Source organism: Shinella sp. 1A1, from assembly GCF_055379515.1.
On record NZ_AP039672.1, the window covers coordinates 148,597 to 161,874 of the forward strand.

The following is a 13,278-nucleotide window of genomic DNA, read 5'->3' on the forward strand; positions in this document are numbered from 1 at the left end:
CTCAGAGCGAGGCCGTGATGCCGCCGTCGACATAGAGCGTGTGTCCGTTGACGAAGGAGGAGGCGTCGGATGAGAGGAAGATGCAGGCGCCGACCAGTTCCTCCACCTTGCCCCAGCGGCCGGCCGGGGTGCGCTTCTCCAGCCAGGCTGAGAAGGCCGGGTCGGCGACGAGGGCGGCGTTCAGCGGCGTGTCGAAATAGCCGGGCGCGATGGCGTTGCATTGCAGGCCGTGTTTCGCCCAGTCCGTCGCCATGCCCTTGGTGAGGTTGCCGACGGCGCCCTTGGTGGCGGTGTAGGGCGCGATGCCGGGGCGGGCGAGCGCGGTCTGGACGCTGGCGATATTGATGATCTTGCCCGCGCCGCGCGCGATCATGTGGCGCGCCACGGCCTGTCCGACATTGAAGACGGTCGAGATATTGGTCTTCAACAATCGCTCGAAGGCATCGGCCGGGAAATCCTCCAGCGGCGTGCGATGCTGCATGCCGGCATTGTTGACGAGGATGTCGATCGGGCCGACCTCCGCCTCGAAAGCGTCGACCGCCTTGCGCACCGCCGCGTGGTCGGTGGCGTCGAAGGCGAGCGTGTGTTTCGCGCCGAGTTCCTTCGCGGCGGCAGCGAGCTTGGCTTCGTCGCGGCCGTTGAGGACGATGTCCGCGCCGGCCGCGACAAGGCCTTTTGCCAAGGCGAAGCCGATGCCCTGCGATGAGCCGGTGACGAGGGCGCGTTTGCCCGTGAGGTCGAAAAGCTGGATGCTCATGGCTCTTCCTTAACTGAACGCGATCTGCGTCTTCATCGATTGCCCCTTGTCGGAGGCGATCTCGAAGGCCTTCAAGGCCTCGGCGAGCGGCAGGGTATGGGTGATCAGCGGCTTCACGTCGATCAGCCCGCCCTGCATCAGCTTCACCGCGACGGCGAATTCCTCATGGAAGCGGAAGGAGCCGCGCAGGTCCAGCTCCTTGGCGGTGATCGCCATCATCGGCAGGCTCATCTCGCCGCCGAGGCCGAGCTGGACGATGACGCTGCGCGGACGCAGCGCCTGGATGCCGGCGACGAGGGCCGGCTGCGCGCCGGAGCACTCGTAGAGAACGTCGAAATAGCCCTTGTTCGCGCTGAAGGGAACGAGGCCGTCGCGATCTTCGGAAAGATTGATCGTGCGGTCGGCCCCGACGGTGCGGGCAAAGCCGAGCGCCCGTTCGGAAAGGTCGGCTGCGACGATCTCGGCCGCGCCGGCCCGGCGGGCGGCGAGGATCGACAGGGTGCCGATCGGTCCGCAGCCGGTGACGAGCACGCGCTTGCCCAGCATCTCGCCGGCGCGGCGCGTGGCGTGCAGCGTCACCGACAGCGGTTCGGCCATCGCCGCTTCACCGGCCGAAAGGCCGTCGGCCCTGACGCATTGGCTGGCCTTGGCCACCAGCCGCTCGCGGAACGCGCCCTGGATATGCGGGAAGGGCATGGCCGAGCCGTAGAAGCGCATGTTGAAGCAATGGTTCGCCAGGCCTTTCAGGCAATAGTCGCAGGCGCCGCAGGGCCGCGAGGGCGAGACGGCGACGAGGTCGCCGACGGCAAGGCCTGACACCCCTTCGCCGAGCGCGGCGATGTGGCCGGCGACCTCATGGCCGAGGATCATCGGCTCCTTCAGCCGCACCGTGCCGAAGCCGCCGTGATTGTAATAGTGCAGGTCCGAGCCGCAGATGCCGCCGGCCGCAAGGCGGATCTCCACCTCGCCGGGGCCTGGCGCTTCCACAGCGCTGTCCTCGATGCGCAGGTCCCTGGCTGCGTGGATCACGATCGCCTTCATGGCTTTCTCCTCACAGGACCGGGGTCGGCAGCGGCCGGCCGTCGAAATGGGCCGACAGGTTGTCGAAGACGAGCTGGCCCATGGCCTTGCGGGTCTCCACCGTGCCGGAGGCCATGTGCGGCTGGAGCAGCACGTTGTCGAGCGCCAGGAAGCGCGGATTAAGGTTCGGCTCGCCCTCGAAGACGTCGAGCGCGGCCGAGCCGAGCGCTCTGCTTTCGAGCGCGTCGAGCAGCGCGTTCTCGTCGATGTTCGAGGCGCGGGAGATGTTGATCAGCATGCCTTCCGGCCCCAGCGCCTCGATGACCGTGCGGCCGACGATGTGGCGCGTCTCGGTCGAGGCGGCGAGCGTGACGAAGAGGAAGTCGGAACGTTCGGCAAGCTCGACCGGATCGGCGATGAAAGTCCAGTCCTTGGCGAAGTCCTTCGGGCCGGTGTCGCTATAGGCGATATCCATGTCGAAGCCGGCGAGGCGCTTGGCGACCTCGTAGCCGATGCGGCCGAGGCCGAGCACGCCGGCACGCATGCCGTGCACGCGGCGCTTCAAGGGATAGAGGCCCTTTCTTGCCCAGTCGCCGCTCTTCACCCAGGCCTCGCCGCCGATGACGCCGCGCGCCTCGGCCAGCATCATGGCGATGCCGAGATCGGCGACGTCCTTGGTGAGCACGTCGGGCGTGTTGGTGACGCGGATGCTGCGCTCGCGGGCTGCGGCAATATCCACCGCGTCGAAGCCGACGCCGTAGACCGAGATGACCTCCAGCTTCGGTAGCGCCTCGATCATCGCCCGGTTGGCGCCGAGTTCGCCGCGCGTCGCGATGCCGCGGATGTTGCCGCCGTGCTCGGCCAGGAACGCCGCCTTGTCGGCCGCCTCGAAATAGCGGTGCATCTTGAAATGCGCGTCCAGCCGTTCCTGGTCCCATGCGGGATAGGGGCCAACCTGCAATACTTCGATCTTGCTCACGGTATCTCCTCCGGCAAATAACCTGTTATCGATAACATAGCTTGCTTCGGGAAATTGTCCAGCCCCAATCGCGGTGAAGCAGCATCGGCTAAAACACCGCTTGACAGCAATGTTATCGATACCATATCAATGTTGCATTAGGCCATGATGCTTTGGGAGGAGCGAATGGACGGGGACAAGCTGCTGGAGTTCAGGGCCGTCTCGAAGGAATTCGGCGGCACCAAGGCCTTGATGGGCGTCTCTCTCGACCTTCGCCGCGGCGAGATCCTCGCCCTGCTCGGCGAAAACGGCGCGGGCAAGTCCACGCTCATCAAGACGCTCGCCGGTATCTATCGGCCCGATGGCGGAGAGATTCTGTTCCGCGGCGAGTCCTACCACCATCGTCCGCCCAAGCCCAATACCCGGCAGCCGGTCGCCTTCATCCACCAGGATCTCGGCCTCATCGAATGGATGACGGTGGCGGAGAATGTCGGCCTCGCGCAGGGCTTTTCCATGCGCCGCAGTCTGATCGACTGGAGCGCGACGGCCCGGCGCACCGCCGAGGCGCTGAAACTGGTCGGCTGCGATTTCGATCCCGCCACCCGCGTGCAGAGCCTGACGCGCACAGAAAAGTCGCTGGTCGCCATCGCCCGCGCGCTCGCCGTGGAGGCGGACGTTCTGGTCCTCGACGAGCCGACCGCCAGCCTTCCCGCCGACGAGGTCGAGCGCCTGTTCGATGCCATCCGCCCGCTGAAGGAGCGGGGTGTGGCGATGATCTATGTCTCGCACCGGCTGGACGAGATATTCCGCATCGCCGACCGCGTCGCCGTGCTGCGCGATGGCCATCTCGTCGGTGAGACGGCGGTGAAGGACACCAGTTCGGACGAACTTATCCGCATGATCATCGGCGACAAGGCCGGACAGCTCTTCGCCAAGGCGCATTCGGTTCCCGGCGAAACGCTGGTGTCGGTGCGCGACCTTGCCTGCCGTGGCGCCGGTCCCGTCTCGTTCGAACTGAAGCAGGGCGAGCTTCTCGGCCTCGTCGGCCTGCGCGGCGCGGGGCAGGAGTTGATCGGCCGCGCTCTCTTCGGCGCCGAGCCCGCCACGGGCGAGGTGACGATCCGCGGCGCACATCCCGACCTTGCAAGCCCCGAGACGGCGATCGCCTCCGGCATCGGCCTCATCGCCCGCGACCGCACGGAGGAATCCGTCGCGATGTCGCTCTCGCTGCGCGAGAACACCTTTATCAACCCCGGCGCGTCCGGCCGCGGGCTCGCCGCCTTTTTGTCCCCGGGGAGGGAGGCCGAAATGGCTTTTGCTCTCGGCCAGAAGGTGGGGCTGCGTCCCAACGACCAGTCGCTCGCCATCGAGGCGCTGTCCGGCGGCAACCAGCAGAAGGTGGTGGTCGGCCGCTGGCTGGCGACCGGCCGCAAGCTGCTGATCGCCGAGGATCCGACCGCCGGCGTGGATGTCGGCGCCAAGGCCGATATCTACCGCCTCATCGCCGCGGCGGTGGAGGAGGGGCTCGCGGTTCTCGTGATTTCCACGGATTTCGAGGAGATCGCCCATATCTGCCATCGGGCGCTGGTGTTCTCGCGCGGGCGCATCGTTCGGGAGCTTTCCGGCGCCGACCTCACCACATCCGCCGTCATTTCGGCAGCCTCCGCTTCCGAAGCGGCCTGATTCTGGGAGAAGACGATGCAATCCATACAGTCCAATGCCCTCGAGCCGACGCCGGCGGAACTGAAGGGCCTTTCGGCCGGCGAGCGGCTGAGGCGCCTGCTGCCCGTCTATGGCCTCGTCATCTTGACGGTGCTGCTCATCCTCGTCTTCTCGGTCCTCTTGTCCGATACGTTCCCGACGCTGCTCAACCTGCGCTCGATCATCGCCAACAAGACGATCATCGCCATCCTGTCGCTGGCCGCCATGATCCCCATGGCCTGCGGGCGCATCGACCTGACCATCGGCTACGGCATCGTGCTCTGGCATATCCTCGCCATCAGCCTGCAGACCATGTACGGCTTCCCCTGGCCCATCGCGGTGGCGGTGGTGCTGGTGCTCGGCGCGCTGACGGGCGTGCTGAACGGCCTGCTGGTCGAGGTCGCCAAGATCGACAGCTTCATCGCCACGCTGGGCACGGGCACCGTCATCTATGCCATCGCGCTCTGGCACACCGGCGGGCGGCAGGTTGTCGGCGTCCTGCCGGACGGTTTCCTGGCGCTGAACGGCACCATGGTCTTCGGCCTGCCGATCACTGGCTTCTACGTGCTGGCGCTGGCGCTCGTCATGTGGATCGTGCTCGAATACCTGCCGATCGGCCGCTACGTCTACGCCATCGGCGCCAACCCGAAGGCGGCCGCGCTAAACGGCATTCCGGTCCGCCGCTTCGTCATCGGCGCCTTCATCGCCTCGGGCGTGCTTTCCGCCGTCGCCGGCGTGCTGCTCGCCTCGCGGCTGCGCATCGGCCAGGCGAGCGTCGGCCTCGAATACCTGCTGCCGGCGCTTGTCGGCGCCTTCCTCGGCTCCACCACCATCAAGCCCGGCCGCGTCAATGTCTGGGGCACGATGATCGGCGTGATCATCCTCGCCGTGGGTATTGCCGGCATCCAGCAATTCGGCGGCTCCTTCTTCGTCGAGCCGCTGTTCAACGGCGTCACGCTGCTCGTCGCCATCGGTATCGCCGGCTATGCCCAGCGCCGCCGCGGCGCGGCGGGCGCCATCAAGCCCAGAGGAACACCGGCCAAGCCGTCCTGATCACGCATTCTCACGTCCAAAGGGAGGACACATCCATGAAACGCAGGCATTTCCTCGCAGCCACCGCAGCGACCCTGTTCGCGATAACCCTCGCCGGCCCCGCCTTCGCGGACGCCATGGCCGACGCCAAGGCCGTCGTTGAGAAATACGCCAGCAAGGTCGAGAAATGGGACGGCCCGACGAGCGGCCCGACGGCCGCGGACGGCAAGACCGTCGTGGTCGTCGCCGCCGACATGAAGAACGGCGGCATCCTCGGCGTCGTCAACGGCATTCAGGAAGCGGCGGCGGCCATCGGCTGGACCGTGACCGTGGTCGACGGCGCGGGCTCCATCGAGGGGCGCACGGCGTCCTTCGGGCAGGCGCTGACGCTGAAGCCCGGCGGCATCATCATAGCCGGTTTCGATGCGGTCGAGCAGAAGCCCGCCATGGAAGAGGCCAAGAAAGCCGGCATTCCCATGGTCGCCTGGCATGCCGCGCCGGCCGTCGGCCCGGTCGATGACGTTGGTGTCTTCGCCAATGTGACGACCGACGCGATGGAGGTCTCCAAGGCCGCCGCCGACTATGCTTTCGTCGATGCCGGCGGAAAGCCGGGCGTGGTGATTTTCACCGACTCCACCTATGCCATCGCCATCGCCAAGGCCGACAAGATGAAGGCGGAGATCGAGGCGCTCGGCGGCACGGTGCTGGAATATGTCGATACGCCGATTGCCGAAACCTCGCAGCGCATGCCGCAGCTCACCACCACGCTGCTGCAGAAGTACGGCGAGAAATGGACCCATTCGCTGGCGATCAACGATATCTATTTCGACTTCATGGGGCCGTCGCTTTCGGCGGCCGGCATCGCGGGCGACGGCGCGCCGAAGAGCGTTGCGGCCGGTGACGGCTCGGAAAGCGCCTACCAGCGCATCCGCGCGAAGCAGTACCAGTCGGTGACGGTGGCCGAGCCGCTGAATCTTCAGGGCTGGCAGCTTGTCGACGAGCTGAATCGCGCCTTCTCCGGCGAGGCTTGGTCGGGCTATGTCTCGCCCCTCCATGTCGTGACGGCGGACAATGTCGAGTTCGACGGCGGGCCGAAGAACACCTTCGACCCGGACAACGGTTATCGCGACGAATACAAGAAGATCTGGGGCAAGTAAGCCTTTCTCCCCGGTGCGCCGGGGGCGGTGCCGCACCGTCTCCGGCGCACCAGTATCCCGCGCTGCGATCATCGATGAAAGGAGACGAGCGGAATGTCGTTTTTTGAGGCAGAGGAGCCCGAGTTCTCCCGTTTCGTGCTCGGTAACGCCCCGCTCAAGAAGCTCGCAGGCGGTTTCGATTGGGTGGAGGGACCGGTCTGGTTCGGCGATCACGATTGCCTGCTTTTCTCCGATATCCCTAATAACCGCATCCTGCGCTGGAGCCCGGCGCTAGGCGTCACCGCCTATCGCGAGCCGTCCGGCTTCGCCAACGGTAACACGCGCGACCGCGAAGGCCGGCTCGTCACCTGCGAGCACGGCACGCGCCGCGTCACGCGCACTGAGCACGACGGCTCCATCACCGTGATCGCCGACCGTTTCGACGGCAAGCGGCTGAATTCCCCGAATGACGTGATCGTCGCCTCGGACGGCGCCATCTGGTTCACCGATCCGCATTACGGCATCGCCTCGGACTATGAGGGCACGCGCAGCGAGCAGGAACTGCCCTGCAACGTCTATCGCGTCGATCCGCATGGCGGCACGGTCCGCGCGGTGCTGACCGATTTCAATTGCCCGAACGGCCTTGCCTTCAGCCCAGACGAGCGGCGGCTTTATGTGGCGGATACCGGCCGCATGTTCTCCGACGATCCGCACCACATCCGCGTCTTCGACATCGGAACTGACTGGACGTTGACCGGCGGGGCGGTGTTCCACGCGATCACTCCCGGCTGCGCGGATGGCATGCGTGTCGATGCGGCCGGCAATCTCTGGTCCTCGGCAGGCGATGGCGTGCATTGCATCGCGCCGGACGGCCGGCGGCTCGGAAAAATCTTCGTGCCGGAGACCGTCTCCAACATCTGCTTCGGCGGTCGGCACGGACATCGCCTCTTCATAACTGCGACAACATCCGTCTATGCCGTGTCGCTGGCTATTCGCGGCGGGACGCGGCCGCTGGCAGGGAACATGCCATGACCTTTGGCGAAACGACGACACGTCTGACGAACGACGGCATATCTGCCATGCTGATGGCGGCAATCGGCGCGGCGAAGGCCATGGACCAGCCGCAATACTTCGTCATCGTCGATCCGAGCGGCGTCGCGCTTGCCTCCTTCCGCATGGCCGGATCGCGCTACCTCTCCCTGAAAAGTACTGCGGCCAAGGCCCGCACTGCCGCGTCCATCGGGCACCCGAGCGACAGCATGCCGGCGGCGGTGCGTCCAGCCATTGTCGCAGCGACCGGGGGAGGGACTGCGCGGTGGCGTTCCGATCCGCGTCGGCGGTGTGGTTCTCGGTGGTATCGGCTCCGGCTCGGGCGAGCAGGACGAAGTGGTCGCCCGTGTGGCGCCGGCGGCGATCGGCGCCGATGAGGGATGATTGTCCATGCCGGGACAGGGGATGGCGGATGGCCGACTGCTTGCGGAAGAGTAGGGTGCCGCGCTAAGTTGTGGTAACGATAACGAGGCAGGACATGCGGAGCGATAAAGCCCCCACGATGGCGGACATAGCCCGGAAGACCGGCGTTTCCCCCATGACCGTGTCCCGTGCCTTCAAGTCCGGCAGCCTGATCAGCAAGGATACGCGCGATGCGATCCTGCAGGCCGCCGAAGAGCTTGGCTACGTCTTCGATTCCACCGCCTCGAACCTGCGTTCCCAGAAGACGGATTTCATCGCCGTCACCATCCCCTCCATCAACAATGCAAACTTCGCCGACACGGTACGTGGCCTTTCTGAGACGCTGAGCGTTCAAGGTTTCCAGATCCTGCTCGGCTACACCAATTATGACACGGAAGAAGAGGAGAGGCTGATCGAGCAGTTCCTTCGCCGCCGTCCGCAGGCCATTGTCGTAACTGGTGGCAAGCATACGCCGCGTGCCCGAAAACTGCTGGAGAACGCCAATGTGCCCGTGGTCGAGACGTGGGATGTGCCGAATAAGCCCATCGGCCATTTCGTCGGCTTCTCCAATGCCGACGCCGTGCGCAGCATGGTCGATCACTTTGTGGCGACAGGCTATGCCCGCATCGCTTTCATCGGTGGCGATGCCAGCCGCGATACGCGCGGCAGCGACCGCCGCCTGGGGTTCATCGCTGCTCTTCGTGATCAAGGACTCGATGCCTCACGGCTGATCGATGCCGGCGCGCCACCGATTTCGATGCGCGAAGGCGCCAACGCCATGGCGCGTCTGCTCACCGAATATCCCGATACCGAGGCGGTAATCTGCGTCTCGGACCTCTCGGCTTTCGGTGCGCTGACGGAATGCCAACGTCGGGGCGTGGCGGTGCCGGAGCGCATGGCCATCGGCGGTTTCGGCGATTACGAAATCGGTGGCATCAGCGTGCCGGCGCTGACGACCATCGACGCGCAGGCGCGCCAGATCGGCGAGCGCACCGGGCGGTTGATCCTCGACCTGCTCGATGACAAGCCGGACGTGCAGCATGTTATGATTGAACCGCAACTTATCGTGCGCGGAAGCAGTCGCTGAAAACTTCCGGTGAGTTGACCATGGGCGTGGTTTGCGGGCAGGCTGAACTGACCGGAAGAGCGGGACGCGACGCTACCAGTTTCGGTAGATTGATGGCTGACCGCCCCAGTTTTGACCGATATGCCTAGCCGTCGATTGCCTTAGAGATTGCCGCCGCGATCTTCGGGCTTCGTAAATAGACGCCTATGCCATGCTGGTTGTCTTCATTGTCGATGACATCGGTAATGTCCATGACTCCCGGGAAGCCAATCGACTGTTGGGTGATTGGTTTGCCCAAGGTGACGAAATCCTGCTCATTTCGACCGTTGATCTATCTGGTGATAGGTGGATTCGGGAAGGTGCGCCCGATTAGTCTCGGCCAACTGCCTCGCGTTGGATGACCGCCGTCGATCCCATACCACCCGATTCAATCAGCGAGTTCCGAGCCGAGATTGAATTCTAATATGCTGCGTGATTGAGCTGATTAAGTTTCGGAACCAAGCGCGGCCAGGCGACTGCGCTTGGTTCCATGTCTTTGGTCGTGGAGAAGCCGCGCTCAGGGAAAGAACGTCTGCATGAGCAGCTCCGCGCACCAACATTATCTCTCGGGCTGGGCGTTTTGTAAAAATAAATATCTATAATTTCTATGGATTATATGGGCTAATTATCCTGCTCATTTGCCAAGAGGATACCATGCCCAAGACCGAAGCCAACCCCATCACACTCGGCACCGCCGCAGTCGACTTCATCCTGCCCGACGCGGACGGTAATCTGTTCACGCTGGCGGATTTCGATGACAGCCCGGCGCTGCTCGTCGTCTTCCTCTCCAACCGCTGCCCCTTCGTAGTGCTGATCCGTGAGACGCTGGCGCAATTCGCTCGCGACCATGCCGGGCTGGGGCTTGCCGTCGTCGCTATCAATAGCAACGACGCGGCGGCGCATCCGGAAGAGACGCTGGAGCGGATTGGTGCGGAGGTGAGAACCTACGGCTACGACTTCCCCTATCTGAAGGATGCCTCCCAGCGCGTCGCCAAGGCCTATGGCGCGGCCTGCACGCCCGATTTCTTCCTTTACGACCGCGACCGCAAGCTCGCCTATCACGGCCAGTTCGACGATGCCCGTCCGGGCAACGGCAAGGACGTGACCGGTGCTGACCTCAGGGCCGCCATCGCGGCGGTGCTGAAGGGCGAGGCCGCCGACGCACGGCAGGTGCCCTCGATCGGTTGCAACATCAAGTGGACAGCCGGCAACGAACCCTCCTGGTTCTCCACCGCCGCCTGAGCTGCGTGGCAACGGCCGGTCACAGGGCCGGCCAGTCCCCCCTTTTTTCGCATCGGAACACCATGGCATCGCTTCGCAAGCAACAGATCGCCGAAGACGGGCGGCATATCGAAACGGACGTGCTGGTGGTCGGCGGCGGGCCTTCCGCCGCCTGGGCGGCGCTTTCGGCCGCCGAGGCCGGGGCACGCGTCGTCCTAGCCGACAAAGGCTATCACGGCACCAGCGGCGCGACCGCGCCTTCCAATACCGGGACATGGTGCGTGCCGCCTGGTGAGGGGCGGGCGGCGTCCGTAGAGCAACGTTTCAAGCGCACGGCCGGCCTTGCCGACCGCCGCTGGATGCTGCGGGCGGCGGACCGGGCCTATGAGAATCTGCTGAAGCTGGTCGAATGGGGCTATCCCTTCCCGAGCGAGGAGGACGGCGGTCTCTACATCGCGAACCTGCGCGGCCCCGACTACATGCGTTTCATGCGCCGGAAGGTGCAGAAAGCTGGCGTCACCATCCTCGACCATCACCCGATCCTCGAACTGCTCGGCGACGACGATCATGTCGGCGGGGCGGCAGGGCTGTCGCGCCGAAGTGGCGCGGGCTTTTCCGTCTCGGCCGGCGCCGTCGTGCTGGCGACGGGCGGCTGCGCCTTCTTCGAGCGCATCCTCGGCGGTACTGGGCTGACGGGCGACGGTTATCTCTTCGCCGCCGAGGCCGGCGCGTCGCTCTCCGGCATGGAGTTCACGGGCAAGTATACGCTCGCCCCGCACGGATCCTCGCTGAACAAGGGTCTCCCGTTCCGCTGGGCGACCTTCTATCGTGCCAACGGCGAAGTCCTGCGCGATGCCCATGGCCAGCCGGTGACGAACGGCATCGGTGGCGGCGAGCGGCTGGTGGCCGAGGCGCTGCTGTCCGGCCCCGTCTATGCCCGGCTCGACCTTGCCGAACCCGCCATGCAGGACTGGTTGCGCCGGGGCCAGCCGAACTGTTTCCAGCCCTATGACCGGATGGGCATCGACCCGTTCAGGGACCCCTTCCGCATCGACCTCAAGTACGAGGGCACCGTGCGCGGCACCGGCGGCATCCGCATCGTCTCCGCCGATTGCGGTACCGGCATTGCCGGCCTCTATGCCGCCGGCGATGCGGCGAGCCGCGAGAACGTCACGGGCGGCATTTCCGGCGGCGGGGCGATCAACGCCTCCTGGGCCATCGCCAGCGGCTGGTGGGCCGGCCACGGTGCGGCAGGGCATGCCCGCCGCCGGCAGAACCGCGACGTCGCCCGTCTGCACCCTCTCGGCAGGACCGGGCTGCATGATGAGGCCGGGGACGACGACATCGATCTCTCGGCCATCGCCCGGGCTGTCCGCGACGAGATCGTGCCGCTCGACAAGAGCTATTGGCGCACGGCCGGTACGCTGGAGGCAAGCGGCCGGGTGCTGGAGGATGTGTGGACGCGCCTCAACCGGGCCACGCCCGCGGTGGGCCTCGCGCGCCTCTATGCCCGCGAAGTGGCCGCCGTCACGGCAAGCGCCCGCTGGACGGTCGCGGCGGCCCTGCTGCGCAGCGAAAGCCGCGGCGTGCACCGCCGGCGTGATTTTCCCGGCGAGGACGCGACTCAGGTGGGCCGCATCATCGTCTCCGGTCTCGATCGGGTGACGGCGGTGCGCGAGGATATCGCGCTCGACACGGCGCGGGAGGGCTAAGCGATGATTGAAGTCATCTCAGCCGACCGCTGCATCCGCTGCGACATCTGTGAGCGCATCTGCCCCGCCTTCGTCTTCGACCGCGATGAGACGGGCCTGCCCGTCATCGCCCGACAGGACGACTGCCAGACGTGCTTTCTGTGCGAGATCTACTGCCCGACCGATGCGCTCTATGTCGCCGAGGCAGCGTACGGGCCGATTGGCATCCAGGAAGCCGAAGTGCTGGAGCGCGGCCTGTTCGGAACCTATGCCCGCGCGCTCGGCTGGAGCCGCGGCCGTGCCGGTGGTGCTCAAAACGATCCGACCCGCCACATCCGCGTGGCGCAGGTTTGAAGGAGATAGACATGGAACGCATCGAAGTCAGCGCGCTGCGCAAGACCTTCACCCTCAAGCAGGGACAGACCGTCACCGTCGACGGCGTCGTCTCCAACCGCATCGCGGTGCTCGACGGTGTCGATCTCACCATCGGCAGGGGCGAGTTCATCACCCTGGTTGGCCCTTCGGGCAGCGGCAAGTCGGTGCTGCTCGACGTGATCGCCGGCCTGACGGAGGCGACTTCGGGCGTCGCCCGCATCGACGGCGTCGAGGTCGCAAAACCGCATGCCCGCACGGCGTATGTCTTCCAACAATATGCTCTGTTCCCCTGGCGCACGGCGCTTCAGAATATCGAGTATGCGCTGGAAGTGCGCGGCATTGCCGCCGCCGAGCGCCGGGAGAAAGCGCGCTACTTTCTGCATCTCTTCGGCCTCAAGGGCTTCGAGGACCGCTTCCCCTCGCAGCTCTCGGGCGGCATGCAGCAGCGCGTGGCGATCGCCCGGGCGCTCTCCACCGATCCGCAGGTTTTGCTGATGGACGAGCCCTTCGCCGCACTCGACGCCCAGACGCGCGACATCCTGCAGAGCGAGCTCCTGCGCATCTGGGAGCAGATCAAGACGACCGTCGTCTTCGTCACCCATGCCATCGATGAGGCGATCTACCTTGCCGACCGCGTGGTGGTGATGACGGCGCGCCCGGCCAGCGTCAAGGAGATCGTCAAGATCGACCTGCCGCGCCCACGCGACCTCGACATCCGCAACAGCGAGGCCTTCAACGCCTATCGCGGTCGCGTCTGGGAAAGCCTGCGCGACGAGGTCGTCAAGGCGCAGCGCGACTGGGCGCTCGCTTCCAGCTACGTCAACTGAGGA

14 protein-coding genes are annotated in these 13,278 nt (G+C 65.6%); 10 read left to right on the forward strand and 4 right to left on the reverse strand.

Annotation, left to right across the window (positions count from 1 at the left end; genetic code table 11):
* Position 1 precedes the first annotated feature (1 nt).
* From ACZ48C_RS17490 to ACZ48C_RS17500, 3 genes are read right to left on the reverse strand one after another with little or no spacing between them, the layout of a single operon-like run.
* A complete protein-coding gene (locus tag ACZ48C_RS17490) occupies positions 2–757 on the reverse strand; it encodes an SDR family oxidoreductase (RefSeq protein WP_464783451.1) in 756 nt (251 codons plus the stop codon).
* Between the two features lie 9 nt (positions 758–766).
* Positions 767–1,798, reverse strand: a complete 1,032-nt coding sequence (locus tag ACZ48C_RS17495; RefSeq protein ID WP_464783452.1) for an L-idonate 5-dehydrogenase — start codon at positions 1,796–1,798, stop codon at positions 767–769.
* A gap of 10 nt (positions 1,799–1,808) precedes the next feature.
* On the reverse strand, positions 1,809–2,756 hold the full coding sequence (locus ACZ48C_RS17500; RefSeq protein ID WP_464783453.1) for a 2-hydroxyacid dehydrogenase: 948 nt from the start codon (positions 2,754–2,756) through the stop codon (positions 1,809–1,811).
* Positions 2,757–2,921: 165 nt separating this feature from the next.
* Here ACZ48C_RS17500 and ACZ48C_RS17505 point away from each other — a divergent pair, with 165 nt between their 5' ends.
* From ACZ48C_RS17505 to ACZ48C_RS17530, 6 genes are all read left to right on the forward strand, one after another.
* The gene (locus ACZ48C_RS17505) at positions 2,922–4,418 is read left to right on the forward strand and encodes a sugar ABC transporter ATP-binding protein (RefSeq protein WP_464783454.1); all 1,497 of its coding nucleotides are present in this window, start codon (positions 2,922–2,924) and stop codon (positions 4,416–4,418) included.
* A gap of 15 nt (positions 4,419–4,433) precedes the next feature.
* Positions 4,434–5,489, forward strand: a complete 1,056-nt coding sequence (locus ACZ48C_RS17510; RefSeq protein WP_424547932.1) for an ABC transporter permease — start codon at positions 4,434–4,436, stop codon at positions 5,487–5,489.
* Between the two features lie 35 nt (positions 5,490–5,524).
* On the forward strand, positions 5,525–6,625 hold the full coding sequence (locus tag ACZ48C_RS17515) for an ABC transporter substrate-binding protein (protein WP_464783455.1): 1,101 nt from the start codon (positions 5,525–5,527) through the stop codon (positions 6,623–6,625).
* Between the two features lie 93 nt (positions 6,626–6,718).
* The gene (locus ACZ48C_RS17520; RefSeq protein WP_464783456.1) at positions 6,719–7,636 is read left to right on the forward strand and encodes an SMP-30/gluconolactonase/LRE family protein; all 918 of its coding nucleotides are present in this window, start codon (positions 6,719–6,721) and stop codon (positions 7,634–7,636) included.
* Entirely contained in the window at positions 7,633–8,031 is a 399-nt protein-coding gene (locus ACZ48C_RS17525) for a heme-binding protein (protein WP_464783457.1), read from the forward strand. The genes ACZ48C_RS17520 and ACZ48C_RS17525 overlap by 4 nt, the downstream gene beginning before the upstream one ends.
* 125 nt (positions 8,032–8,156) lie before the next feature.
* Positions 8,157–9,143, forward strand: a complete 987-nt coding sequence (locus tag ACZ48C_RS17530) for a LacI family DNA-binding transcriptional regulator (protein ID WP_464783949.1) — start codon at positions 8,157–8,159, stop codon at positions 9,141–9,143.
* Between the two features lie 124 nt (positions 9,144–9,267).
* Here ACZ48C_RS17530 and ACZ48C_RS17535 read toward each other — a convergent pair whose 3' ends face one another.
* Positions 9,268–9,420, reverse strand: coding sequence for a hypothetical protein (locus tag ACZ48C_RS17535; protein WP_424547928.1), 153 nt, complete (start codon positions 9,418–9,420; stop codon positions 9,268–9,270).
* Between the two features lie 395 nt (positions 9,421–9,815).
* On the opposite strand from ACZ48C_RS17535, the gene ACZ48C_RS17540 reads away from it, so the two are divergent.
* The 4 genes from ACZ48C_RS17540 (at position 9,816) to ACZ48C_RS17555 (ending at position 13,275) form a co-directional block, all read left to right on the forward strand.
* Positions 9,816–10,403, forward strand: a complete 588-nt coding sequence (locus ACZ48C_RS17540) for a thioredoxin family protein (protein ID WP_464783458.1) — start codon at positions 9,816–9,818, stop codon at positions 10,401–10,403.
* A 62-nt stretch (positions 10,404–10,465) separates the two neighbouring features.
* On the forward strand, positions 10,466–12,094 hold the full coding sequence (locus ACZ48C_RS17545) for an FAD-binding protein (RefSeq protein WP_464783459.1): 1,629 nt from the start codon (positions 10,466–10,468) through the stop codon (positions 12,092–12,094).
* Positions 12,095–12,097: 3 nt separating this feature from the next.
* Positions 12,098–12,427 (forward strand): 4Fe-4S binding protein, encoded by a 330-nt coding sequence (locus ACZ48C_RS17550; RefSeq protein WP_464783460.1) that lies wholly within the window; start codon positions 12,098–12,100, stop codon positions 12,425–12,427.
* 11 nt (positions 12,428–12,438) lie between these two features.
* The gene (locus ACZ48C_RS17555) at positions 12,439–13,275 is read left to right on the forward strand and encodes an ABC transporter ATP-binding protein (protein ID WP_424547924.1); all 837 of its coding nucleotides are present in this window, start codon (positions 12,439–12,441) and stop codon (positions 13,273–13,275) included.
* Positions 13,276–13,278 lie beyond the last annotated feature (3 nt).

Coding starts and splice junctions, on each gene's coding strand:
- ACZ48C_RS17490 (WP_464783451.1), bottom strand. CDS start 757: ATGAGCATCCAGCTTTTCGACCTCACGGGCAAACGCGCCCTCGTCACC.
- ACZ48C_RS17495 (WP_464783452.1), bottom strand. CDS start 1,798: ATGAAGGCGATCGTGATCCACGCAGCCAGGGACCTGCGCATCGAGGAC.
- ACZ48C_RS17505 (WP_464783454.1), top strand. CDS start 2,922: ATGGACGGGGACAAGCTGCTGGAGTTCAGGGCCGTCTCGAAGGAATTC.
- ACZ48C_RS17510 (WP_424547932.1), top strand. CDS start 4,434: ATGCAATCCATACAGTCCAATGCCCTCGAGCCGACGCCGGCGGAACTG.
- ACZ48C_RS17515 (WP_464783455.1), top strand. CDS start 5,525: ATGAAACGCAGGCATTTCCTCGCAGCCACCGCAGCGACCCTGTTCGCG.
- ACZ48C_RS17520 (WP_464783456.1), top strand. CDS start 6,719: ATGTCGTTTTTTGAGGCAGAGGAGCCCGAGTTCTCCCGTTTCGTGCTC.
- ACZ48C_RS17525 (WP_464783457.1), top strand. CDS start 7,633: ATGACCTTTGGCGAAACGACGACACGTCTGACGAACGACGGCATATCT.
- ACZ48C_RS17530 (WP_464783949.1), top strand. CDS start 8,157: ATGGCGGACATAGCCCGGAAGACCGGCGTTTCCCCCATGACCGTGTCC.
- ACZ48C_RS17540 (WP_464783458.1), top strand. CDS start 9,816: ATGCCCAAGACCGAAGCCAACCCCATCACACTCGGCACCGCCGCAGTC.
- ACZ48C_RS17545 (WP_464783459.1), top strand. CDS start 10,466: ATGGCATCGCTTCGCAAGCAACAGATCGCCGAAGACGGGCGGCATATC.
- ACZ48C_RS17550 (WP_464783460.1), top strand. CDS start 12,098: ATGATTGAAGTCATCTCAGCCGACCGCTGCATCCGCTGCGACATCTGT.
- ACZ48C_RS17555 (WP_424547924.1), top strand. CDS start 12,439: ATGGAACGCATCGAAGTCAGCGCGCTGCGCAAGACCTTCACCCTCAAG.